General features: G+C 33.8%; 20 protein-coding genes. 6 read left to right on the forward strand and 14 right to left on the reverse strand.

The annotated features are described in order from the left end of the window. Positions 1–156 precede the first annotated feature (156 nt). Positions 157–1,629, forward strand: a complete 1,473-nt coding sequence (gene guaB, locus ACM55K_RS07055; protein ID WP_416849528.1) for an IMP dehydrogenase — start codon at positions 157–159, stop codon at positions 1,627–1,629. Positions 1,630–1,770: 141 nt separating this feature from the next. Here guaB and ACM55K_RS07060 read toward each other — a convergent pair whose 3' ends face one another. From ACM55K_RS07060 to ACM55K_RS07075, 4 genes are all read right to left on the reverse strand, one after another. Next, positions 1,771–4,011, reverse strand: a complete 2,241-nt coding sequence (locus ACM55K_RS07060; RefSeq protein ID WP_416849529.1) for a cation:proton antiporter domain-containing protein — start codon at positions 4,009–4,011, stop codon at positions 1,771–1,773. 168 nt (positions 4,012–4,179) lie between these two features. Further along, complete coding sequence (locus ACM55K_RS07065) at positions 4,180–4,965, reverse strand: polysaccharide deacetylase family protein (protein ID WP_416849530.1); 786 nt, start codon at positions 4,963–4,965, stop codon at positions 4,180–4,182. Positions 4,966–4,982: 17 nt separating this feature from the next. Next, positions 4,983–6,329, reverse strand: a complete 1,347-nt coding sequence (gene purB / locus ACM55K_RS07070; protein ID WP_416849531.1) for an adenylosuccinate lyase — start codon at positions 6,327–6,329, stop codon at positions 4,983–4,985. 67 nt (positions 6,330–6,396) lie between these two features. Further along, positions 6,397–7,089, reverse strand: a complete 693-nt coding sequence (locus ACM55K_RS07075) for an SIR2 family NAD-dependent protein deacylase (RefSeq protein WP_416849532.1) — start codon at positions 7,087–7,089, stop codon at positions 6,397–6,399. 103 nt (positions 7,090–7,192) lie between these two features. Between ACM55K_RS07075 and ACM55K_RS07080 the strand changes: the two genes are divergently transcribed. Further along, positions 7,193–7,831 carry a hypothetical protein gene (locus tag ACM55K_RS07080; protein WP_416849533.1) on the forward strand — a complete coding sequence of 213 codons (639 nt, stop codon included), beginning with the start codon at positions 7,193–7,195 and terminating at the stop codon, positions 7,829–7,831. Beyond that, the gene (locus ACM55K_RS07085; RefSeq protein WP_416849534.1) at positions 7,824–8,486 is read left to right on the forward strand and encodes a TrmH family RNA methyltransferase; all 663 of its coding nucleotides are present in this window, start codon (positions 7,824–7,826) and stop codon (positions 8,484–8,486) included. The genes ACM55K_RS07080 and ACM55K_RS07085 overlap by 8 nt, the downstream gene beginning before the upstream one ends. A gap of 309 nt (positions 8,487–8,795) precedes the next feature. Here the strand turns inward: ACM55K_RS07085 and ACM55K_RS07090 are convergent, their stop codons facing one another. The 7 genes from ACM55K_RS07090 to ACM55K_RS07120 all read right to left on the reverse strand — a co-directional run bounded on the left by ACM55K_RS07090 (position 8,796) and on the right by ACM55K_RS07120 (position 16,920). After that, positions 8,796–9,323 (reverse strand): GNAT family N-acetyltransferase, encoded by a 528-nt coding sequence (locus ACM55K_RS07090; protein ID WP_416849535.1) that lies wholly within the window; start codon positions 9,321–9,323, stop codon positions 8,796–8,798. A gap of 172 nt (positions 9,324–9,495) precedes the next feature. After that, entirely contained in the window at positions 9,496–10,338 is an 843-nt protein-coding gene (gene lgt / locus ACM55K_RS07095; protein WP_416849536.1) for a prolipoprotein diacylglyceryl transferase, read from the reverse strand. Positions 10,339–10,813: 475 nt separating this feature from the next. Continuing rightward, positions 10,814–14,155 carry a preprotein translocase subunit SecA gene (gene secA, locus ACM55K_RS07100; protein WP_416849537.1) on the reverse strand — a complete coding sequence of 1,114 codons (3,342 nt, stop codon included), beginning with the start codon at positions 14,153–14,155 and terminating at the stop codon, positions 10,814–10,816. 84 nt (positions 14,156–14,239) lie between these two features. Continuing rightward, a complete protein-coding gene (locus ACM55K_RS07105) occupies positions 14,240–14,461 on the reverse strand; it encodes a DUF2795 domain-containing protein (protein WP_007138072.1) in 222 nt (73 codons plus the stop codon). A 175-nt stretch (positions 14,462–14,636) separates the two neighbouring features. Beyond that, positions 14,637–15,206 carry a cob(I)yrinic acid a,c-diamide adenosyltransferase gene (locus ACM55K_RS07110; RefSeq protein ID WP_416849538.1) on the reverse strand — a complete coding sequence of 190 codons (570 nt, stop codon included), beginning with the start codon at positions 15,204–15,206 and terminating at the stop codon, positions 14,637–14,639. A 31-nt stretch (positions 15,207–15,237) separates the two neighbouring features. Further along, a complete protein-coding gene (locus tag ACM55K_RS07115) occupies positions 15,238–16,095 on the reverse strand; it encodes an ATP-grasp domain-containing protein (RefSeq protein WP_416849539.1) in 858 nt (285 codons plus the stop codon). A 138-nt stretch (positions 16,096–16,233) separates the two neighbouring features. Continuing rightward, positions 16,234–16,920 (reverse strand): ABC transporter ATP-binding protein, encoded by a 687-nt coding sequence (locus ACM55K_RS07120; protein WP_416849540.1) that lies wholly within the window; start codon positions 16,918–16,920, stop codon positions 16,234–16,236. 363 nt (positions 16,921–17,283) lie between these two features. Here ACM55K_RS07120 and ACM55K_RS07125 point away from each other — a divergent pair, with 363 nt between their 5' ends. Beyond that, positions 17,284–17,961: a hypothetical protein gene (locus tag ACM55K_RS07125; RefSeq protein ID WP_416849541.1), complete on the forward strand. Its 678-nt coding sequence runs from the start codon at positions 17,284–17,286 to the stop codon at positions 17,959–17,961. 60 nt (positions 17,962–18,021) lie between these two features. Here the strand turns inward: ACM55K_RS07125 and ACM55K_RS07130 are convergent, their stop codons facing one another. Then, on the reverse strand, positions 18,022–18,822 hold the full coding sequence (locus ACM55K_RS07130; RefSeq protein WP_416849542.1) for an O-methyltransferase: 801 nt from the start codon (positions 18,820–18,822) through the stop codon (positions 18,022–18,024). A 312-nt stretch (positions 18,823–19,134) separates the two neighbouring features. Between ACM55K_RS07130 and ACM55K_RS07135 the strand changes: the two genes are divergently transcribed. After that, positions 19,135–20,685 (forward strand): SDR family NAD(P)-dependent oxidoreductase, encoded by a 1,551-nt coding sequence (locus ACM55K_RS07135; RefSeq protein WP_416849543.1) that lies wholly within the window; start codon positions 19,135–19,137, stop codon positions 20,683–20,685. A 195-nt stretch (positions 20,686–20,880) separates the two neighbouring features. Continuing rightward, complete coding sequence (locus ACM55K_RS07140) at positions 20,881–21,186, forward strand: hypothetical protein (RefSeq protein WP_416849544.1); 306 nt, start codon at positions 20,881–20,883, stop codon at positions 21,184–21,186. 166 nt (positions 21,187–21,352) lie between these two features. Here the strand turns inward: ACM55K_RS07140 and ACM55K_RS07145 are convergent, their stop codons facing one another. Both ACM55K_RS07145 and ACM55K_RS07150 read right to left on the reverse strand, forming a co-directional pair. Then, on the reverse strand, positions 21,353–22,138 hold the full coding sequence (locus ACM55K_RS07145) for a hypothetical protein (RefSeq protein WP_416849545.1): 786 nt from the start codon (positions 22,136–22,138) through the stop codon (positions 21,353–21,355). 137 nt (positions 22,139–22,275) lie between these two features. After that, the gene (locus ACM55K_RS07150; protein WP_416849546.1) at positions 22,276–23,154 is read right to left on the reverse strand and encodes a restriction endonuclease; all 879 of its coding nucleotides are present in this window, start codon (positions 23,152–23,154) and stop codon (positions 22,276–22,278) included. Between the last annotated feature and the right edge of the window lie 243 nt (positions 23,155–23,397).

Genomic DNA, 23,397 nt, shown 5'->3' on the forward strand with positions numbered 1-23,397 from the left:
AGAATAAATCAAATTTATAGATAATAAACAAGTGGGAAAAAGCATCTAATTTAGATGCTTCAAATTGCAATTTAATCAATTTATTATAATAGGTAGTGTTTTTTTGCTTAAGATTGTGTATATTTGCACGCAATTTAACTACAACTACAAATTGCAATGATCGCACACAATTCTAAGATTATCGGTGAAGGATTAACTTACGATGATGTACTATTAGTTCCCAACTACTCAAATGTTCTTCCACGCGAAGTGAGTATCCAATCAAAATTTTCAAGAAATATAACACTTAACGTTCCTATTGTATCTGCAGCTATGGATACCGTTACCGAAAGCGCAATGGCAATTGCTATGGCACAAGAGGGAGGGATTGGTGTTTTACATAAAAACATGACTATAGAGCAACAAGCTGCGAAAGTTCGTAAAGTAAAAAGAGCTGAGTCTGGAATGATTATAGATCCAGTGACTTTACCATTGACTTCGACAGTAGCCGATGCTAAAAATGCGATGAAAGAATACGGAATTGGAGGTATTCCTATTGTCGATGAAAATAAAATATTAAAAGGTATTGTTACCAATAGAGATTTACGTTTCGAAAAAAACAATGCCAGACCTATCATTGAGGTAATGACAAGTGAAAACTTGGTAACAGTTGCCGAAGGTACTTCTCTTGAACAAGCCGAAGTAGTTTTGCAAGGGTATAAAATCGAAAAACTTCCAGTAGTAAATGCGGATTATAAATTAGTAGGTTTAATTACGTTTAGAGATATTACCAAGTTGACTCAAAAACCAAATGCAAACAAAGACAAATACGGACGTTTACGTGTTGCGGCTGCATTAGGTGTTACTGCAGATGCTGTTGAAAGAGCGACTGCTTTGGTAAATGCCGGAGTAGACGCAGTTATAATCGATACTGCTCACGGACATACAAAAGGAGTAGTAGATGTATTAAAATTAGTTAAAGCTAAATTCCCTGACTTAGACGTTATTGTTGGTAATATTGCCACTCCTGAAGCAGCCAAATATCTTGTTGAAAATGGCGCTGATGGTGTGAAAGTAGGAATAGGACCTGGTTCTATTTGTACTACTCGTATTGTTGCGGGTGTTGGTTTCCCACAATTTTCTGCAGTACTTGAAGTTGCTGCAGCGATTAAAGGTACCGGAGTTCCCGTAATTGCTGATGGTGGAATTCGTTACACAGGTGATATTCCTAAAGCGATTGCTGCAGGTGCTGACTGTGTGATGTTAGGTTCGTTACTAGCAGGAACAATGGAGTCTCCTGGAGAAACTATTATTTTCGAAGGTAGAAAATTCAAATCATACCGGGGAATGGGTTCTGTTGAAGCGATGCAGGAAGGGTCTAAAGATCGTTATTTCCAAGATGTGGAAGATGATGTTAAGAAACTGGTACCGGAAGGAATCGTAGGACGTGTGCCTTATAAAGGAGAATTGAATGAAAGTATGCAACAATTCATTGGTGGTCTTCGTGCCGGAATGGGATATTGTGGCTCAAAAGATATTCCAACTTTGCAAGATACGGGGCGTTTTGTTCGTATCACTTCAAGTGGAATCAATGAAAGCCATCCTCATAATGTAACGATTACTAAAGAAGCCCCGAATTATTCCAGATAGGTTTCAGATAAAATGTTAAGTAAAAAGGCATAAGATTTAGTTCTTATGCCTTTTTTTATGTCTAATGATGAACAAGTTAGTTCGTGATTTAGTCTCCTTCTCCTTTAGAGAGTCCCGAAGCTTCGGGAGGGGAGAGGATTTCTAATTATGAACCAAATCCGCTAATAATTTCTTATCACCCACAATCCAAAGAATATCATTTTTTTCAAGAATAATATTGGATTCCGGATTGAGAATTCGGGTTCCTTTTTTTTCTATTCCTACGATCAGTCCACTAGTTTTTTCTCGTAATTCTGATTGACGAATACTTTTTCCTATGAAAGCTTCGTTTTTCAATTCTATCTGACGCAATACGATTTCAGTTTCGGTTAGCGTATCCGGAACATCTATTTCATGCTGGTCTAAATACGATTTAAATGCTGCCACCTGAGAATCTGTTCCTATCACACATATTTCATCTCCAGGAAATAACCGTTCATTCTTATTGGGAATATTAATCATAATATCACCTCTCTTGATAAAAGCAATATTTATTCCTATTTGCTCTCTAATTTTCAATTCTTCCAATGTTTTTCCTGCAATATTGGACTCATTTGCAATATCGAAAAAAGTCATGTGACCGTCCCAAGGGGATAAATCGCTTCGGCTTCTTTTGGCTTTTGTCATTTCTCGGGCATTTAGGTTTTTTAAGAAATGACTTTCGATTTTATGGTATTGTGCATTTAATCTTTTTTGAAAAATAAAATAAACACCTAAAGCTACAATTAATGTTAAAAAAGCAACAATTGGAGAGAAGAAAATATTTAGTAAAAAGCCAATGAAAAATATAGTAAGTAGCAATCTGAAAAGAAACATCATAACAATCGGCCCACGATATTTTCGTTCTTCCAGCAAAATTGCTACTTCATTTACAGCAACACGGCGCAATGAAAGCGCCCATAAAAAAGGAGAAAGTACCACCAAAGTAATTAATGCGCCTAATGCTTTGCCAAATTTAAAATCAGTAACCAACGGTAATAGATATTTTGACGAAAGTAAAATGGCTGCAAATATAATTACGGAATAAACAACGACTTGAAGGATATAAGCGTTTATTACAATTTGCCAATTGCTGACTGATTTAATGGCTTGGGCATTTGCGCTGTAACGTTCAATCCTTTTAATCCATCTTCTAGGTAATTTTTTAGATAAATATTCTGAAAATGGAGTAGACATTTTTATCATAAATGGTGTGGTAAATGTTGTTACCGCCGAAACCGCCACCACTATAGGATACAAGAAAGAACTTGTTACATTCAGTGTCATTCCTAATGTTGCAATGATAAAAGAAAATTCACCAATTTGTGACAAACTCATTCCTGTTTGCACCGATTGTTTTAAAGGTTGCCCAGAAAGTAATGCTCCGATTGTTGAACTTATCGATTGACCAAAAATGGTAACGATTGTCAAAATCATTACAGGAATTGCATGTGCATATAATGTTTGCGGATTGATTAACATCCCTACTGATACGAAAAAAATTGCGCCAAATAAATCCTTAACAGGCTTCACTAAATGTTCAATATGTTCGGCTTGGGTCGTTTCGGCAATGATTGAACCCATGATAAATGCACCAAGAGCTGGTGAAAAACCAACATCTGCTGCCAGAATTACCATCATCAAACAAAGGGCGAGTGAAATGATAAGCAACATTTCATCTGATAGTAAATGCTTCGCTCTTTTGAGTAATGTTGGAATAAAAAAGATGCCCCCAACAAACCATATCGTTAAGAAAAAAACCAATTTTAAAACAGATAAAAACAATTCACTACCCGAAAATTGTTGGCTCACAGCAACAGTAGAAAGTAAAACCATCATCAAAATGGCAATAATATCCTGAACGATAAGTGAACCGATTACTATGCCGGCAAATTTCTGTGCTTTTACGCCTAATTCATCAAAGGTTTTGAGAATGATTGTCGTTGATGAAATCGAAAGAATAACACCTAAAAAGATACTATCCATTTTCGACCAATCCATCCATTGGCCTACGATAAAACCAATTAATACCATCGTGAAAATTTGAGTAATCGCCGTAATAGAAGCTGTTCCGCCTACTTTCATCAATTTCTTAAAACTGAATTCCAGTCCCAAACTGAATAATAAAAAGATTACCCCAATTTCTGCCCAAACCTCTACACTTTTAATATCATTCACCGATGGGAAAAAATCAAAATGATTCCCTGCCAAAAATCCAGCAATCAAATAACCCAAAACGAGCGGTTGCCTGATTTTTTTAAACAATAAAACAGCAACTCCTGCTGTCATGAGAATTAGCCCCAAATCGCTTATTAATGGCTTCAAGTGATGTGATGCTTCCGCTACTGCTGCTATTGTACTCATAGGTTTTTATTTTTAGAGGCTCTCCAGCCTTGCGTTTCAATCTCGAAGTTTTGGAACCAGTCCATAATCTTTTTTTGAGGCTTTTAGCAGTTGTCTGGGCTATTTTGCCAGAAGCATTTGTGTTTTTTATAAAATTAATACATTTCACTGTTGGAATGAAATGATATCTTATTTTAAATTGTTTAAGTCAGATAAACTATAAAAGGTCATGTTATGTTGTTTGACATAATTGCAAATCAGTTGTAATGTTTCTATTTTAGTCTGATAATTAGCCGTTATTTTTTTTACTGGTTTATGACCAAATAATAGTAGAATTTTATGTTTCCGTTTGGCATAATCTAACAATTTTATAAGATATGGGACACTGAAATTGGGATGATCCGTATCGATGCCTATTGCGAAAACTAATTTCGAATGATTAAAATAGCAATTTTGGAAAAAAGGATCTTCAGCCCCGTAAGTCGTACCTCTAATAATTTTGAATTTTTTTAAAAGGGCAATATCTATGGCTGAATTTCTAAAACCAAAAGGATAGGCAAATGAAGTTACTTTTAAGGAATAAAAATGCATGACAGCAAGCATCGGATTTATTTCCTGATCAATGTAGGCGTCAATTTCGTTTTTCGCAACAAATTTAGGAGCATCAAAATGATTAAGGCTATGTCCTGCAATTTCATGTCCCTCCTTTTGTAAATCCAAGAGTTTCTTTATTTCAGAACGGTTTAACGTATTTATTTTAGAAACACAAAAAGTAGCTTTCCAAGAATATTGACGCAATATTTTATCTGCTTGGAACCATTCATTGATACTTGCATCATCAAATGAGATTACAACTCCAGGATTAATCTCTTTGGGTTTGCTTTTTTGAGGAGTGTTTTTATTTTGACAAGAAAATAAAAAAAAAGTGCAAAGTAATATGAATTTAAATTTTTTTTTGTTCGTATTGCTTTGCACTTTGGATTTGTTTTTGTTTAAATTCCCAAGAAATTACTTGGAGTGATTTGCATTAATTCGGCTTTAATTTCATCCGAAACCTCTAACGTTGCAATGAAACCATGAATTGCTTTTTTGTCAATTGCTTCATTGGTTCTAGTCAATCCTTTTAATGCTTCATAAGGATTAGGATAGGCTTCGCGACGTAAAATAGTTTGAATTGCTTCAGCAACAACTGCCCAGTTTTTCTCTAAATCTTCGTGGAATTTTGGTTCGTTCAATAGCAATTTGTTTAATCCTTTCAAAGTAGCTTCAAAAGCGATTATAGTATGTCCGATTGGTACACCAATATTTCTCAAAACCGTACTGTCCGTTAAATCACGTTGTAATCTTGACAATGGCAATTTAGCTGATAAATGTTCGAAAATAGCATTTGCAATTCCTAGATTCCCTTCCGAATTTTCAAAATCAATTGGGTTTACTTTATGTGGCATCGCTGAAGAACCAATTTCTCCCGCTTTGATTTTTTGCTTGAAATATTCCATTGAAACATACGTCCAAATATCTCGGTCTAAATCAATGATAATCGTATTTATTCTTTTCAACGCATCAAAAAATGCAGCGAAATGATCGTAATGCTCAATTTGTGTAGTAGGGAAGGAGTGGTGTAACCCAAGATTTTCTTCAACAAATTTCCCTCCAAATTTTCTCCAGTCAATTTGTGGATACGCCACGTGATGCGCGTTATAATTTCCTGTTGCTCCGCCAAATTTAGCTGCAAAAGGAATGTTGAACAACAAACGCATTTGCTCTTCTAAACGTTCTACAAAAACACCAATTTCTTTACCCAAACGCGTTGGTGAAGCCGGTTGTCCGTGTGTACGTGCAAGCATAGGAATGTCCTTCCATTCAATACTTAAATCTTTCAATTTGGAAGTTAAAGTAATCAAAGAAGGCATGTACACTTTCTCGAAAGCTTCTTTTGTGGAAAGCGGAATAGCTGTGTTATTGATGTCTTGGGAAGTCAATCCAAAGTGGATAAACTCTTTATATTCAGATAATCCTAATTTTTCAAATGCGTCTTTGATAAAGTATTCTACCGCTTTTACATCGTGGTTGGTCACTTTTTCGGTTTCTTTTATCCAAAGTGCATCTTCAGTAGAGAAATTTTTATAGATATTACGTAAACTTTCGAATAAATTCGGGTTTACGTTTTTTAGTTGTGGCAAAGGAACTTCGCACAAAGCAATAAAATATTCAATTTCAACCAATACGCGGTATTTGATTAAAGCTTCTTCAGAGAAAAATGGAGCTAAAGAAAGGGTTTTACTTCTATATCTTCCATCAATAGGAGAAATAGCATTCAATTCGTTTAAAGTAGTCATTGTTTTGTTGTTTGTTCGAAAGGCGCAAATATAAACTTTTCGTGACAAAATAGAAAACGAATGGTTTTTAAATAAGTCCGATTAGCTTCTTTTTTAGTATTTTCATTCCTTCAGAAGCCACTTCAGGAATTACATCTAGTGGATTTCTAAGATTTGGGATTTTTATGGGTTTTGGATCGATATAAAATATAGGCGTTTCGCGGACGGTGAAATCTACTAATCCAGCCGCAGGATACACTTGCAACGAAGTCCCGATAACAGCAAAATAATCTGCAGTTTGTGTTAGTGCAATAGCTTCTTCTAGTGCAGGAACTTCTTCGCCAAACCAAACAATATGCGGTCTTAGTTGGTTTTGATTGTCATCTAAATCACCAAAATTCAAATCATCATGCCAATCCAATATATAATTTACATTTTTAGTGCTTCTCACTTTTAATAACTCTCCATGAAGATGCAAGACATTGGAACTTCCGGCGCGTTCGTGTAAATCATCAACATTTTGTGTGATAATAAAAACATCAAATTCATTTTCTAATTCAGCGAGAATTTGATGACCCAAATTGGGTTGTACTTCTTTGAGTTGTTTTCGTCTTTGATTATAAAAATCCAGCACTAAAGCAGGATTTTTATGCCAGCCTTCGGGAGTGGCAACATCCATAACGTTATGCCCTTCCCAAAGCCCGTCACTATCGCGGAAAGTTTTTATACCACTTTCAGCACTTATTCCTGCTCCTGTCAAAACCACTAATTTCTTTTTCATATTTATTACAACTATACTATTTATTTGATGTATTCAAAGATAATCAAATGATAAATTTTTCAAACTAAATACTTATTTTAGCCAATATCAAATTATATAAAAATTGGCAACAGAACTTAAAGTGAAAATTAAAAGAAGCTTTTTAGACAATTATCAGAGACCCTTGTATCTTCATCCTGAATTTATACAATTTGAAGATAAAGATTTAGTTAATGATAGTTTTACATCTTTTAAGACTTCTGAAATTAAGGATTTTCGGTGGGGAGTTGTTTGGTATAAATATTATTTTGTTTTTGGAAGAGAATATCAGTTTTATATTAGAAATTGTAATAACGAAATTTTAAAAATTAACTTTAATACTTACTTTGGAATAAAGAAAAAAGAATGTCATGATCTTTATGTCAGCATAATTGATTCGCTTTGGGATTTATATTTTAATAAGCAAGTGAATGACTTTGTGGAAGAATTCGGAACCGGAGAAACATTTTATATAGGAGATGTTGTTATTAATCCTGAAGGTGTCATAATCTCAGTTTCTAAACTTTTGAAACAGGAAAAGGTTCAAATTCCTTGGGAATATTTGAGATATAGATTGTATGACTCGTATGTTTCTATTTATTCTAAAGAAAACCCAAAAGATATTAATCGAGGATTTTCGTATAAAGAAGATTGGAATACCTTTGTATTATACAATGTGATTAAAACTATTCTTAGCAATAAAAAAATAACCCATAATGATTGACATTGATTATCTTAATTTTCTCGAAAACATCCTGACCGATAACCGAAAAGAAAAATTTCTGAAAGTATTGGAAAACAGAACCAATCATTTTACCATTGCTGTTGAAGATATTTTTCAGATGCACAATACGAGTGCGGTAATGCGCAGTTGCGAGATTTTTGGGATTCAGGAATTGAATGTGATTGAGCAACGGTACGGAAAAAGTATCGATAAGGAAATTGCGATGGGCGCTCAAAAATGGGTTGACATCAATACATTTGACAGTATTACGAATTGTGTGGATACCTTGAAAAGTAAAGGTTACCAAATTATTGCCACGACACCTCACGAAAATGATTGTTTGATGGATGATTTTGATATTTCGAAACCAAGCGCTTTATTTTTTGGAACAGAAAGAGACGGGTTGTCTGAAGAAATTTTACAACGTGCCGATGGTTTTCTGAAAATTCCCATGGTTGGTTTTACAGAGAGCTTGAATATCTCGGTTTCAGCGGCCATAATTATTCAAAACCTGACAAATCGATTGCGCAATTCAAACATTGATTGGCATTTATCCGAAGAAGAAATTTTAGTAAAAAGATTGGCTTGGGCCAAGAATTCCATAAAAGATATTAAACGAATTGAGGAAAGGTATTTTGAAGAGAATCTAAGATAGTGTAAACGAACTCTTAAATTAGATTTTAGCGCTTTGCTGAGTCATTGCGAGGAACGAAGCAATCACATCCAGTATTTCGACAAAGTAAGTGACAAGTTTGTGGAAGTATGTAGTTTTTAGGTTAAGAAACTGCTTTACAAACGCTACGATGGTGCTCCAAATTAAAATGGGTACCCGTTGCAAACGAGGAACAAAGCAATCACATCTAGTATTTTCTTTTGATTAAGTGCTTATCGTGGTGGGCACGGATTGCAAATCCGCGCAATCGGGCTTTTGTTCTTAATATGTTTTGCCTTCTTGTTGTCAATGTTATTGTGCTAAAGTGAAAATATTTAAGTTAGGATTTTCTTTGTCCGTTTCTAATGATTTTACAAAATTGAATTTTAACAGAAGATTGGTTGAATTCTGATTCTCATAATGTGTAAAGGCGAGTATTTTTTTAAACTTTAAAGTCTGAAACACGTAGTCAATTACTACTTGAGTAGCTTCTTTCATAATTCCTTGCCCTTGAAATTTTGTCATAAGCTCATATCCAATTTCACAACTATTTTTTTCGTTTGAAAAGTCAAAAAGGCAAATTGTCCCAACAAATGTTTTTGTCTTTGTCAAGGTAATTACCCAATAAATTGAGTTGTTTTTTTTAATGTTATCATTAACCTTATTGATAAAGTTTATTGCATCTTCAATTGTCTTGCTTGGTTCTCTGTCAAGATATTTATTTATTTCTGTGTCGGAACGCAAAGCAAAAACATTTTGCTTGTCGTCACTTGATAATTGTCTAAGAGTTAGCCTTTCAGTTGTCAAAATTGGGAAAGGTGTGAAATTTCTATTTAACATTCTGTCATATTTACGTTGTCTAAGTTGAGGGTGTCATCGCCTGACCGCTACCGTTTGACCGCTTGGCGATGTGGGAGATTAAGGAAGCCTAAACTTTCGGTTAATGACTAATTTTTCAAGTACAAAACCAACTTCAAATTAAGCCTAAACCCGCCATATTGCCAAACGGCGATTATTGGCTGGTTTTATATTCAGTTTCATTTTTTATTAAATTTTTCCCCATAAAATATATTCCGATTATAATAAATGGAATACTCAAAATTTGTCCCATATTTAATTTCATTCCTTCTTCAAATTCCACTTGATTTATTTTTACAAACTCTATTAAAATTCTCATTGTAAAAATTAAAGTTATTGCCAAACCAAACAAAAATCCATTTCCTAACTTTATATTTTTGGTTTTGTAAACTGTAAAAACTATAATGAAAATTATTAAATAAGCGATTGCTTCATAAAGTTGCGCTGGATGTCTTGGTATATTGTCAACTTTTCTAAAAATAAACGCCCAAGGCATTGTAGTCGGATTACCAATCATTTCCGAGTTCATTAAATTAGCAAGTCTAATAAATGTTGCTCCAAGTGGTGCAACGATTGCAATTAAATCAAGTATTTTAAGATATTTTATTTTGTATTTTTTTGAATATAAATAAAGTGAAATAATTAGTCCAATTGTTCCTCCGTGGCTTGCTAATCCGCTATAACCAATAAATTTTACTTCTCCAATTTGATTTATTTTTATTGGTAAAAATATTTCTAAAATATTTTTTGAATAATATTCAAAGTCATAAAATAAACAATGTCCAAGTCTTGCCCCAACAAAAATTCCAATTATTCCATATACAAACAACGCTTCGTGTGCATTATCTTTTAAGTTTTCTTTTTTATAAATTCCTTTTAGAATATAAGTACTTAAAAGTAAACCACAACCAAATAGAAGTCCGTAATATTTTAACGGAAACCCAAAAATGTTAATTATTTCAGAGTCAAAATCCCAATTTATGTATGATGCAATCATATTTTTTATTAATTTTTGTTTTCTGCGGGTTTTTTGGTAAACTAGCCACTAACTAGTATATAGTACTGACGTTTATCAGACCTATCACCCCAAAATAGGGAAGATAGGTCTGATAAACGTCAGGCTTTATTATTTTCAAATATATAAATAAATCGCTGTTAATACTTATAAAATAAAATAGTGATTCATTTATTCTCAAAGATATATTCTTTGTTTACAGGATTAGTACGGGAAACCATAAACGGAGTTATTTACAGTAAATCCCTAGCCCCGACAGCAGCGTAAAGCCTATGCCGGTTGAAAACCACTTTTTTCTGATGGTGGCAGAGCGACCAAAGGAAGCTCCTGCCAGCGGCTAGAAAAAGGATTTGAAACCAAATAGCTTGCAGCGTAGGGCGGGAATTGCTCCAAAAAAAATCCCCAACTACTTTCGTAATTGAGGAATTTAATTTTAAATAAGAAATCGAAACGGTTATTAGTTAACAATAACCCATTGACCTGAGGCGATTAAGCTTTCGGCTTTTTTGAATTTCATTTCTTGTGTTTGTCCGTTAGCCACGTTTTGAATTGTAACGTTATCATTGCGATTGATTTTTGGCATATCTCTCACGATAGTTTCGGTTACTTGTCGTTGTTGCGTTTCTCCAGCCTCACGATTTATATTTTCGCTATTTGGAATTTCGTCTTTGCTCAATTTATAATCTTCTTTTTGACGAACTTCTTTTGCTTCTTGAATTTGTTGATTCTCTTGAGCCGGTAAATCACCTTTGAACAAGAATGAAATAACTTCTTTATTTACATTATCAAGCATTCCTCTAAACAAATTGAATGCTTCCAGTTTGTAAATAAGTAATGGATCTTTTTGTTCGTGAACGGCTAATTGAACAGATTGTTTCAACTCGTCCATTTTACGTAAGTGTTTTTTCCAAGCCTCATCAACAATAGACAAAGTAATGTTTTTCTCAAAATCAGCAACTAATTGCGCTCCTTGAGTTTCGTATGCTTTTTTCAAATCGGTAACCACATTTAAGGTTTTGATTCCATCAGTGAATGGAACTACGATACGCTCAAATTGATTGTTTTTATCTTCGTAAACATCTTTTATGATAGGAAAAGCTTCTCTGGCACTTCTTTCTGTTTTCTCCGTATAAAATTCTAGTGTCGCTTTATATACTTTACCGGTTAATTCCATTTCAGTTAATTTCACAAACTCACTTTCTGTAACCGGAGAAGTGATAGAGAAATAACGAATTAACTCGAATTCAAAGTTCTTGAAATTATTTGTTGCTTTGTTTTCGTCAATAATCAATTCGCAAGTGTCGTAAAGCATGTTCGCAATATCCAATTTCAAACGCTCTCCAAACAAAGCATGACGACGACGTTTGTATACAACTTCACGTTGTGCATTCATAACATCGTCATATTCCAATAAACGTTTACGAACACCAAAGTTGTTTTCTTCTACTTTTTTCTGAGCACGCTCGATAGATTTTGTCATCATAGAATGCTGAATCACTTCACCTTCCTGCAATCCCATTCTGTCCATCACTTTAGCCACTCTTTCAGAACCAAACAAACGCATTAGGTTATCTTCAAGAGAAACATAAAACTGAGAACTTCCCGGGTCACCTTGACGACCTGCACGACCACGCAACTGACGGTCAACACGACGTGAATCGTGACGTTCCGTTCCTACAATAGCTAATCCACCCGCCGCTTTTACTTCGGCAGATAATTTGATATCGGTACCACGACCAGCCATGTTAGTAGCAATCGTTACCACACCGGATTTTCCTGCTTCTTCAACGATTTGAGCTTCTTGTTTGTGCATTTTTGCATTCAATACATTGTGCGCAACACCTCTCATTTTAAGCATTCGGCTTAATAATTCTGAAATCTCTACCGAAGTTGTTCCAATTAATACTGGTCTTCCTGCATTCGATAATTGGGTTACGTCCTCAATTACGGCATTGAATTTCTCACGAGTAGTTTTATAAATAAAATCCTCTTTGTCTTTTCTGGCCATTCCTCTGTTAGTAGGAATTTCTACCACATCCAGTTTGTATATTTGCCATAACTCACCTGCTTCAGTTACAGCAGTTCCAGTCATACCGCCTAGTTTGCTGTACATTCTGAAATAGTTTTGTAATGTTACTGTTGCAAATGTTTGTGTAGCTGCTTCAATTTTCACGTTTTCTTTGGCTTCAATTGCTTGGTGCAATCCATCAGAATAACGACGACCATCCATGATACGACCGGTTTGCTCGTCAACAATCATGATTTTGTTGTCCATGATTACATATTCCACATCTTTTTCAAATAAAGCATAGGCTTTCAAAAGCTGTGTCAACGTGTGAATACGCTCACTTTTAATTCCGAAATCTTGGAATAATCTTTCTTTTTCTTCCGCTTCAGTATCTTTGTCCAGTTTTTTCTTTTCGATAGCTGCGATTTCGGTTCCAATATCCGGAAGTACGAAAAAGTCAGCATCGGTATCTCCTGAAAGGAATTTTATTCCATTATCAGTCAATTCAACTTGGTTGTTTTTTTCTTCAATTACAAAATACAATGCTTCATCAACCTTATGCATTTCGCGATTGTTGTCCTGCATGTATTGGTTTTCGGTTTTTTGAAGCAATTGTTTAATTCCTTCTTCACTCAAAAACTTAATTAAAGCTTTGTTTTTAGGTAAACTTCTGTACGCTCTTAACAATAAGAATCCGCCTTCTTTAGTATTTCCTTCTTTGATTAATTTTTTAGCTTCAGATAAAAAACCGTTAGCCAATTGACGTTGTAAACTAACTAAGTTTTCAATTTTTGGTTTCATTTCCATGAATTCATGACGATCTCCTTGGGGAACCGGACCTGAAATAATCAATGGTGTTCTTGCATCATCAATCAAAACAGAATCGACCTCATCGACAATGGCATAATTGTGTTTTCTCTGAACTAATTCATCTGGCGTATGCGCCATGTTATCTCTTAAGTAGTCAAAACCAAATTCATTATTTGTTCCGTAAGTGATGTCAGCATTGTATGCTTTTTTTCTTCCTTCTGAACTTGGTTGGTAATTGTCAATACATTCAACAGTCAATCCATGAAATTCGAATAAAGGTGCTTTCCATGTACTATCACGTTTTGCTAAGTAATCATTCACGGTTACTAAATGTACCCCGTTTCCAGTCAAAGCATTTAAGTACAGCGGTAAGGTTGCTACCAATGTTTTTCCTTCACCCGTTTGCATTTCAGCTACTTTTCCTTCATGCAAAACCATTCCGCCAATTAACTGTACGTCATAGTGAATCATGTCCCAAGTAATTTCTTTACCGGCAGCACTCCATGAATTAGCCCAAATTGCGTTGTCACCATCTAAAGTGATGTAGCTTTTAGTTGCTGAAAATTCACGGTCTTTTGCTGTTGCAGTTACAACGATTTGTGTGTTGTCTTTAAAACGTCTTGCTGTTTCTTTTACTACGGCAAATGCTTCCGGAAGAATTTCCAGTAATGTTTTTTCCGAAATATCATAAGCTTCTTTTTCCAGCGCATCGATAGCGATATAAATATCTTCTCTTTTATCAATGTCTTCAATGCTTTCCACTTCTTGTTTCAATGCGTCGATTTTCGCATCTTTTTCAGAACGGGCTTGTTTTATTTTATCTTTGAAAAATGCGGTACGCGCTCTAAGTTCATCATTAGATAATGCCATTAGAGGATTTTCAAAAGTTTTAATTTTGTTAAGATAAGGCTGTAAAGCCTTTACATCTTTTTGAGATTTATCTCCAACAAAGACTTTAATGATACTGTTTATAAAACTCATAATATGTTTTTATTTCTATTTGTGTAATTGTGTAAATTTAAACAAAAAAAAAGCCTCTTTTGAGACTTTTTCTTGGTTTACTTTTTAATATTCATCCTCATTCCAAAGATAATCTTCGTCTGTAGGATAATCTGGCCAAATTTCTTCCATTGATTCATATATCTCGCCTTCATCCTCAATAGATTGAAGGTTTTCTACTACTTCTAATGGAGCTCCTGCTCTAATAGCGTAGTCAATAAGTTCGTCTTTGTTAGCAGGCCACGGGGCATCACTTAAATAAGATGCTAATTCTAATGTCCAATACATCTGTTGTCGATTTAGTTTTGTGCAAAAATAAATTTTTTACTGAAAAAGACAAGTAAAAAATCATTTATTTTTAGTTAAAGTTAAGAACGTCTTTTTTTGTTTAAAGTTTAAGGTTTAAAAGTTTAAAGTTTTTGAACCAAAAATACAGCTGAAACTGACCACTGCATACTGAAAACTATTTCCTTGGAATCCATTGAATTTCCGCAGCGTTCAAATCATGAGACAACTTTCGTGCCAACACAAAAAGATAGTCAGAAAGTCGGTTCAGGTATTTGATTGCGATTTCAGCAACGGGTTCATTGTGGCTTAAATGTACTGCTAGACGCTCTGCTCTGCGACATACGCAACGTGCTATATGACAATATGACACAGTGGTATGTCCGCCGGGAAGTACAAAATGAGTCATTGGTGGCAATGCTTCTTCCATAGCGTCAATTTCATTTTCCAATAATTCAATATCGGACTCGATAATCCCCAATTTTTTTAAACGCAATTCCCCGTTTTTCATCACCTCTTTTTCCGGAGGCGTAGCCAAAAGGGCGCCCACGGTAAACAATCGATCTTGAATTTCGATAAGGATTTCTTTGTAATGGTTATTCATTTCTTGATCCCGAATTAAACCTATATGAGAATTCAATTCGTCAACTGTGCCATAACTTTCTATACGGGCATGGTCTTTTGGGACTCTGGTTCCGCCAAAAAGTGCTGTTGTTCCTTTATCTCCCGTCTTTGTATATACTTTCATCTCCCGTTTATTTGATTTTAAAAGAACAAATTTAGGATATTAATTCCACTATTGCCGCTACAAATCGGTCCAGTGAACCTTCACTGAGATTGAAATACAAATCGGGTTCGATGCATTCAATTTCCATTACGTACAAATCATTGTCAATTACTATTCCGTCCACTCTGGCATACAATAAATTGTCTTGAAAAGTATGGACAATTTTTAGTGCTTTTTCGATAAGTTCCTGACTTGGTTGAACCAAATTGTATTTTCCTCCAAATTGGGATTGTACTCTAAAATCCCCTTCAACGGGTTTCTTGTTGACACAATGGGAGAATTTTTTATTGAAAAAGATAAATGAAGTTTCACCCAAAGTTTGAATTTGGGGCATGAATTCCTGTAAAAGCAATTCTTTTTTTCGGGCGATAGTTTTGTATTGTTCGTTTATTTTTGGAATATCCGATATTTCAAAAACTTCGGTGTGATACGAGCCCGCAGAAAAGGCAGGTTTTATAACTGCTTTTTTCCAATGTAAGGGAATCCGTTCTGCAAGATTGAGATTATCTGTTTTATCTATAAAAACAGTCGGAAGAATTGTAATTCCCTGCTTTTCCATTTCACGCAAATAAAACTTATGTATATTTTGCTTGATTACTTCAATGGGGTTGAGTGTTTTAATTCCTAATTTTTCTATTTGGTCGAGCCAAATAGTAAATTCGGTTTCTTTTTCGAAATAATCCCAGGTATTGCGAAAAATTAAATAGTCAAAATCAGTCCAATTGATGGTTTTGTCACTCCAAATTACTGCTTTGGCTTCTATGGTATGTTTCGCTAATGCAGGGATTAATTTTTGGTCTTCGGGATTTAAGTCCGAGAGTTTTTCACAGGTCAGTAAAGCAATTTTCATTTGCTATGATTATTTGGAATTTTAAATATAATTGTAAGTAGGATTCCCTAGCCCGGATAGCAGCGATATCCTCTTTCTTTTTCTCTTTAGAAAAAAGAAAGAGATACAAGCAAATAGCCGGAAATAGCTCCTAAAAAACTATTTTATAGTATCACTTTCAATAAGTCCATCTCTTAAACGAATGATTCGGTGCGCATAAGCCGCGATTTCCTCTTCGTGCGTTACCAGAATAACGGTGTTTCCATTGGCATGGATGTCTCCAAAAAGTTTCATGATTTCTAATGATGTTTTACTGTCTAAATTTCCCGTAGGTTCATCGGCAAGAATGATAGATGGTTTGTTGACCAAGGCCCTTGCAATAGCCACACGCTGACGTTGTCCTCCCGAAAGTTGGTTGGGTTGGTGGTCCATTCTGTCTGCAAGATTTACTTGTTCCAAAACTTCAGTAGCTCGGACATTTCTTTCTGATTTAGAATAACCTGCGTAAATCATGGGTAAAGCCACATTATCCAGCGCAGTTGTTCTTGGCAAAAGATTGAAAGTCTGGAAAACAAATCCTATTTCTTTATTGCGAATTTCAGCTAATTCATCATCTTTCATTTGGCTGACATCTTTTCCGTTCAGAATATAACTCCCGGAAGTTGGCGTGTCTAAGCAGCCTAATAAATTCATTAAAGTAGATTTTCCGGATCCTGAAGGTCCCATTAATGCCACGTATTCCCCTTTATTTATTTGTAAATCAATGCCTTTTAGGACGTAAACGATTTCATTTCCGAGAACAAAATCTCGTTTGATATTAGTTATTTTGATTAACGGGTTTGCCATTGGGATTTTTGATTGCTAATTAACGATTTTTGGCTTTAAAAGTACAAAAGACTTTCGAATTATTAATAAGTAGTTGTTTTTTAAAATTTGTTACATTTTTTTGCTTCAATTTAGAATAGCGGAATGATTTATATTGGAATAACGTTTTTGTTTTCTTTAGATTTCTCTTAAACACGATTTTTAATATATAAAAACCCTCTTTATTGTTTTATACTATTTTAGTAATAATTTATATAATTTACGCTTTATTTCTTTTTATTTCATAATTATATGAATAATTTATAATATTTTTGTATTTGTATTAATTAATTAGCAATATTGTGTAGCTTTGTTTAAATAATATTTAATCAAATTCAAGAAATTATGGAAAGTAAAAAGTTATTATTAGGAGTAGCGGTAATCGCTTTAGGATTTACCTCTTGTAAGGATGAAAAAGCGGAGCAAGCTGAGAAATCAGTTGATAGCTACGTTATGTATGTAGATTCAGTTGGTAATGTTGCAGCAGAAGATGCTAGAGGGAATTGGCAAGGAATTGAAGCTACTTATGAATTGAAAAGCGGAGAAGCTGAAGCTGCTATAGCAAACATGAAAGATAATGCAGCAGCGCAAGAGCGTCTTGATGCAAGTAGAGCTAAATATGAAGCTTTAAAAGCTAAATATGAAGCTGAAAAAGCGCCAGAGCAACCAACTACTGATGTAACAATTAGCTCAAAACAACAATTAAGAAATGCTTTATTTGGTCAAGGAAAAATTGGGGATGATATGAATTTTAGCTGGGTAAATGCAGCTAATATACATAGTGTTTACCAACAATTTATCCATACTGCTGAAGATAATAAAGACAGTTATACACGTGAAGACTGGGATGAAATTAAATTAATGTACGAAGCATTGGACAGCAGAAAAAATACTGTTGAAAAAGAAGGACTTTCGTCTGAAGATAACAGAAAAATTGCTGCTTTAAAATTCAAATTTGCTCCAATGTTGAAAGTGAATAGAATGGGTGCAAAATCAGGAGAAATGAAAAGAGCAAAAGAATAAACGACTTACTAATTCAAGGTTAGAAATGACAGTCAGCAATGGCTGTCATTTTTTTTTGCATTAAATGCGAATTATAAAATGCTCTTTGGGCTGTTCTCTTCTAAAAAATACCAATCCCCATTGAAAAGTGTCAATCGTAACAGTAACTTTTGGATTTTTTTTTATGATTTTCCACGCTTCTTCCATTTCTGGTGACCAATGAATGTCATCGAATATCCAAACGGTTTCATTAGTAATCGTAGGAAGTAATAATCCGAAATATTCTAAAGTTGCTTTTTTCGAGTGATTGCCGTCGAAGTAAATGAGTTTAAAGTTTAAAGTTTGAAGTTTACTCAAATAAGCGTTGAATTCGGTTACTTCTGAATTTATATTGGTTAAACCAAATTGTATAAATTGGCTTTTTGCAATTGCCATTGTGTTAGGGCAACCTTCCAGCGTTGTGATTTTTGCTTTTAAATTACCTAATGAAAGCGCGGAAGTTGCTAATCCTAATGAAGTGCCAATTTCTAAAATAGATTGCATCGCCTGTTCGTTATCGCTCGGGTCTGGCTGTAAATAATTTGTGATTCTAAATAATAATTTGGCACGTTTTGGAGAAATTCCAGCCGTTTTTGCGATCTTGGAGATTACTCTAGTATTGAACTTGAAAACTTTCGAACCTACACCAAAATCAGTTACTTCAATGGTATTGCTGTTTTCTAAAAGTGAATTTCTGTAACTCTTTAAAACAGCATATTCGGGTTTTGATTTTTTGTCATAAAAGCATTTGGTCAATAAAGTAAATACAAACGGTGAATGTACTGCATGCTCATTTTTAGAGTGCCAAAGGAATTGTAAGTACGATTTTATTTGGAAAAACATAGATTATTAGGGCTTTTATAAAGAAAGCACGAAGATACAAAAAAGGAGTAATTAGTGCGGACTGAATAATCTGCGTAAATCTGTAAAATCTGTGTGAAAAATATAGGCACGCAGATTTGGCAGATTCTAAAGTGGAAACGTCTTAAAAGTTATTCTGGTATAGGTTAAACGCTATTAACTCTAAAAGCGATGCCTTGGTAATTAGTAATAATTCAGGTATTACATGAATCACTTCTCCCTAAATACTATTCACTTTAAATAGTATATTTGTACCCTTGGTATTTTTGCTAATAAAAATGCCTGTTTTATATAATGATAACATCAGCAATAGAAAATAAGACTGCCATAAGCTCGGAAGAAATTGACCGATGCATCGCTATTTTGGCGCAATTGAATACCGATACAGATCAAATATTTGATATCCCGAAAGAACAACGAACGGCCTTAATCAAAGCGGCAGGAATGTTTTCCAGACCGGATCGTGACGAACTTTCCCGTAGAAAAAAAGACGGGAAACTGGCAATCAAACGCAAAATGGAAAAGCGGGACAGAACCGCCCGTAAAGAAACCGGAATTCGACATGCCCGTGAAGCGAGTGTTTTTGTGGCACCCAAATTGTTGGCTATAAACCATCTCGCTCTTAAAGAACAATTAGAACTGGAAACTCCTAGAAATTGTTATGTATGTAAAACCGAGTTTACTAAAATGCACCACTTTTATGATACGATGTGTACCGATTGTGGTGATTTTAATTATGCCAAACGTTTTCAAACCGCAGACGTAAAAGGTCAAGTAGCTGTTATTACGGGTTCTCGCTTAAAAATAGGCTATCACATTACGTTGATGCTCTTACGCGGAGGCGCAACTGTTATTGCAACGACTCGTTTTCCGGTGGATTCAGCATTGCGTTTTTCTAAGGAAGATGATTTTATGGAATGGGGACATCGTTTAAAAATTCACGGATTGGATTTACGACACATTCCCAGTGTGGAAATTTTTTGCAATTTCATTGAGCAAAAATACGAACGATTGGATATCTTAATCAATAATGCGGCACAAACGGTAAGACGTCCCGCCGGATTCTATACTCATTTAATAGAAAACGAAGAACTTTCCATTGCTTCTTTGCCAAAACAAGCACAAGAATTATTACTGGATCATACCAATTGTCTGGATGAATTAAAAGTCTTGACATCAGGCGTTTCTTCGAATCAAAATATGCCGGTGACTTGGCATGGACCAGAACCTGGAATTGGTTTGCGCGCTTCCGCCAAATTATCCCAGATTCCGTATTCGTTTGATAATGCGCTCGTGGCAAATGAAGTTTTTCCGGAAGGGGAACTTGATGCCGATTTGCAGCAAGTAGATTTAAGAAAAACCAACAGCTGGCGTTTGCGTTTGGGACAAATAGAAACGACGGAAATGATTGAGGTGCAATTAGTTAATTCAGTAGCGCCTTTTGTATTGTGTAACCGCCTTTCGGAAGTGATGAAGAAAGACAATACTGGACAAAAGCACATCATCAATGTTTCGGCTATGGAAGGAAAGTTTCATCGCTTTTTCAAGGAAGACCGCCATCCGCATACCAATATGGCCAAAGCCGCTTTGAATATGTTGACCCATACTTCCTCTGGAACTTTGGCGAAAGATGGAATTTTTATGAATGCGGTTGATACCGGTTGGGTAACAGACGAAGATCCGGCAGAATTAGCCAAAAGAAAACAGGAAGAAGAAGACTTCCAACCACCACTGGATATTGTGGATGGTGCTGCACGGGTTATGGATCCATTGTTTGACGGTATCAATACAGGAAAACACTGGTGTGGGAAGTTTTTGAAAGATTACAATCCGATTCCTTGGTAAAAGCCATAAAGTTTATGAAATTTTTAGAGTTTTAAATTAGGTTCAAAACCGTTTTATTAATTATTTTTGTTGTAAATTAATAATTTAGGGGCTGTTATTCTGCAGTTTTCTTTATATTAGTATCTTTAATGTAGAATTCAATAAATATAAAAGTTGAGCATTATCTAATTTAACCACATTTTAATTTTAAATACTATGGTAATAGAGTATCAAGGGGAACAAAACGGAATTCCAACAAAATTTACTGTAAGAATCATCGGAAATAATATATCGAAAACGAGTTCGAATTACCAAATTGATTTATTGGTAGGAGACAAAAAATTGCCAACTTTTAAGACCTTAATCCATAAGAGTTTGGCTAATTGTTTGAAAGAAATTTACTTGTTCCGCAAATACAACGGTATCGAGTTTGATGCTTCTTCAGAAAAAGTTGCGCCTAAAGTAACCCTATATGATTCGATTTTATATAATTATCACAAGAAGACCTTGTTTTTTGCGTAAACCATTACAAAGGTTACGAGTTTTTAAAATAAAAAACCACAACAGAATTTGATTTTGTTGTGGTTTTTTGCTTAATTATTTTGTTGCTCATTGTAATGGGCGCAAAGTCAGAGACATTTGCAGCTTAACCAAGAACTATGTAAACTTCAAAGAGCGGGTTAAATAGTTATTTTAATTTTTCATTTAATTTCATTTTTGTTGCAATAATGATATCTTGAACATATTTTTTCATATACTTTTCTTCTTTGATTTGCATGTGGATTAATCCAGAGTGATTTGGAATATATTGTAATAGTATTGATTTTTCAGAACTTTCTAGTTTTCTAATGATGAATAAAAAAACATATCCGTTTATTATAAGTTTACAGTATTCATTTCCATTTTCATTAAGATATCTAGGATTTATAATTAAATTTTTTTCATCAACTTTATTTAATAAGTATGAAATAATTGGGTAATCTTCAATATTTTTTGCTTCATTATTTAAAAGCATTAATCTTATATTTTCAGAGTTAACCAAAGTTAAATTTACTTCTTTAAAAAACTCTAAATTGGATATTGAGGTTCTCCATAAAATTGACAATAACCCTAATTTAAACTTTTTATAATCAATATTTTTGTAAATCTTAAATTCTATATTTTTATCATCAGTATAAAAGTCTTCTTTATTATAATTTTCTTCATTTTCAATTAATATTTTACTTAAATTAGTTTCTAAAGAACCAATAATCACATTATCACAATTTTTACAGAGTAAATTCCCTTCATACATAGCGCCCGAAGGATTTTGCCAATGTTGTCGTTTTCCTTCAATAAACTTATCAGGCATCATAAGGTTATATTTTTTTTTATCGTCTTTTAAACCATAATGAAAAAATCTAGGAATTATATGAGATTCACTCAACAATTCGATATTATCTGATAAGCATAATTTACATTTACCAATTTTCATTCTTATTATATTTTTTTCTACGATTTGCCTTTAGCTTTGGTTTAAGACTAAACTTTGGAAATATAAGAACAACTTTAAATTATGCATGTAGTCCTAGATTTCTCCAAACTCTTGTTGTTCATTAATTCATATGCTATTCAATATTCTTTTCTTGAGCCTGTTAGTTTATTAATACCCTTTTGAAGATCTTCAATTGATTTAGCATTATCTATCCAGTAAGGCATGTAATTTTCAAAATTATAAAACATTTTTGTTAGTCCATCTAAATCTAATAAGGTTATTGGTTTTCCACGACAAAAATCCATTGTAGATTTACTAAAACCACCAGGTGCAGTTAAATAGGCATGTTTTGCATTTTGGGCAACCATTGTGCCATAAAGGTCTCTAGCCGAATTTGGACCTAACACTTTTTTATATGTTTTACATTGAACAATAGCATTAAAACCGTCTTTTTCAATAAATAAATCAACTCCTTGGTCTCCTTTGTAAGATGTTGTTCTAACATTCCATCCATTATCTTCAAATAATTCAGCTACAGCATTTTCGAATTCGATTGCACTTAATGAAAGCCAATAATTCCAAGCCGTTCTTCTTATATTTCTTTCAAAAAGTTCGTTTTTTTCGTTATAAATTGATTTTGCTTTTTCATATTTTGTAAAGTTCAAGTTTATAATTTCAAGGTTTTTACTTTTTGTTAAATCAAAAATTAATTCTACAAGTTCTTTTTTAGTTATTAATCTAATTATTTTTATAAATGTAACATATGATAAAAATAATGATGGGATAAAAAATATGACTTCTAATTCCCATTCAAATTTGAATATATGTATAATTAACCCTCCAAATGTCATCAATAACAAGAAAAGAGAGAATAAAATAATTTCATTTATTTTTTTGCAATTATTTCTAAAATTTTCTAATTTTTTGATAGATTCTTCGGTCAAATCGAATTCATCTATTTTTGGTTTAATAGGTTTACTATCTAAAATTGATTTTTCAGTTTGATTTTCGCTCATACTTTTATAATTTTATTTTTTTTCTCTAATTTAACGTTTGAATTACTGTCTACTAATATAAGGTCTTCTGAAATTATCCCAATCCGAACAGATATAGCTTGATTTGTCTGACAAACGTCAGGCTTTATTTCTCTCAAAAATATATAAAATAAACTACAAAACATCAAATGCACTTCTAATTTACTCAAATTTTTCTTACTAATTTCAAATCGCTTTTTTTGCCTAAAAAAAAACATCCCCAAC

It is taken from the genome of Flavobacterium arabinosi, from assembly GCF_048158725.1.
GTDB classification, from domain to species: Bacteria; Bacteroidota; Bacteroidia; order Flavobacteriales; family Flavobacteriaceae; genus Flavobacterium; species Flavobacterium arabinosi.

Excerpts from the sequence above, each read along its gene's own strand:
- guaB (WP_416849528.1), top strand. The coding sequence starts at position 157 with ATGATCGCACACAATTCTAAGATTATCGGTGAAGGATTAACTTACGAT.
- ACM55K_RS07060 (WP_416849529.1), bottom strand. The coding sequence starts at position 4,011 with ATGAGTACAATAGCAGCAGTAGCGGAAGCATCACATCACTTGAAGCCA.
- purB (WP_416849531.1), bottom strand. The coding sequence starts at position 6,329 with ATGACTACTTTAAACGAATTGAATGCTATTTCTCCTATTGATGGAAGA.
- ACM55K_RS07075 (WP_416849532.1), bottom strand. The coding sequence starts at position 7,089 with ATGAAAAAGAAATTAGTGGTTTTGACAGGAGCAGGAATAAGTGCTGAA.
- ACM55K_RS07085 (WP_416849534.1), top strand. The coding sequence starts at position 7,824 with ATGATTGACATTGATTATCTTAATTTTCTCGAAAACATCCTGACCGAT.
- ACM55K_RS07090 (WP_416849535.1), bottom strand. The coding sequence starts at position 9,323 with ATGTTAAATAGAAATTTCACACCTTTCCCAATTTTGACAACTGAAAGG.
- lgt (WP_416849536.1), bottom strand. The coding sequence starts at position 10,338 with ATGATTGCATCATACATAAATTGGGATTTTGACTCTGAAATAATTAAC.
- secA (WP_416849537.1), bottom strand. The coding sequence starts at position 14,155 with ATGAGTTTTATAAACAGTATCATTAAAGTCTTTGTTGGAGATAAATCT.
- ACM55K_RS07105 (WP_007138072.1), bottom strand. The coding sequence starts at position 14,461 with ATGTATTGGACATTAGAATTAGCATCTTATTTAAGTGATGCCCCGTGG.
- ACM55K_RS07110 (WP_416849538.1), bottom strand. The coding sequence starts at position 15,206 with ATGAAAGTATATACAAAGACGGGAGATAAAGGAACAACAGCACTTTTT.
- ACM55K_RS07115 (WP_416849539.1), bottom strand. The coding sequence starts at position 16,095 with ATGAAAATTGCTTTACTGACCTGTGAAAAACTCTCGGACTTAAATCCC.
- ACM55K_RS07120 (WP_416849540.1), bottom strand. The coding sequence starts at position 16,920 with ATGGCAAACCCGTTAATCAAAATAACTAATATCAAACGAGATTTTGTT.
- ACM55K_RS07125 (WP_416849541.1), top strand. The coding sequence starts at position 17,284 with ATGGAAAGTAAAAAGTTATTATTAGGAGTAGCGGTAATCGCTTTAGGA.
- ACM55K_RS07130 (WP_416849542.1), bottom strand. The coding sequence starts at position 18,822 with ATGTTTTTCCAAATAAAATCGTACTTACAATTCCTTTGGCACTCTAAA.
- ACM55K_RS07135 (WP_416849543.1), top strand. The coding sequence starts at position 19,135 with ATGATAACATCAGCAATAGAAAATAAGACTGCCATAAGCTCGGAAGAA.
- ACM55K_RS07140 (WP_416849544.1), top strand. The coding sequence starts at position 20,881 with ATGGTAATAGAGTATCAAGGGGAACAAAACGGAATTCCAACAAAATTT.
- ACM55K_RS07145 (WP_416849545.1), bottom strand. The coding sequence starts at position 22,138 with ATGAAAATTGGTAAATGTAAATTATGCTTATCAGATAATATCGAATTG.
- ACM55K_RS07150 (WP_416849546.1), bottom strand. The coding sequence starts at position 23,154 with ATGAGCGAAAATCAAACTGAAAAATCAATTTTAGATAGTAAACCTATT.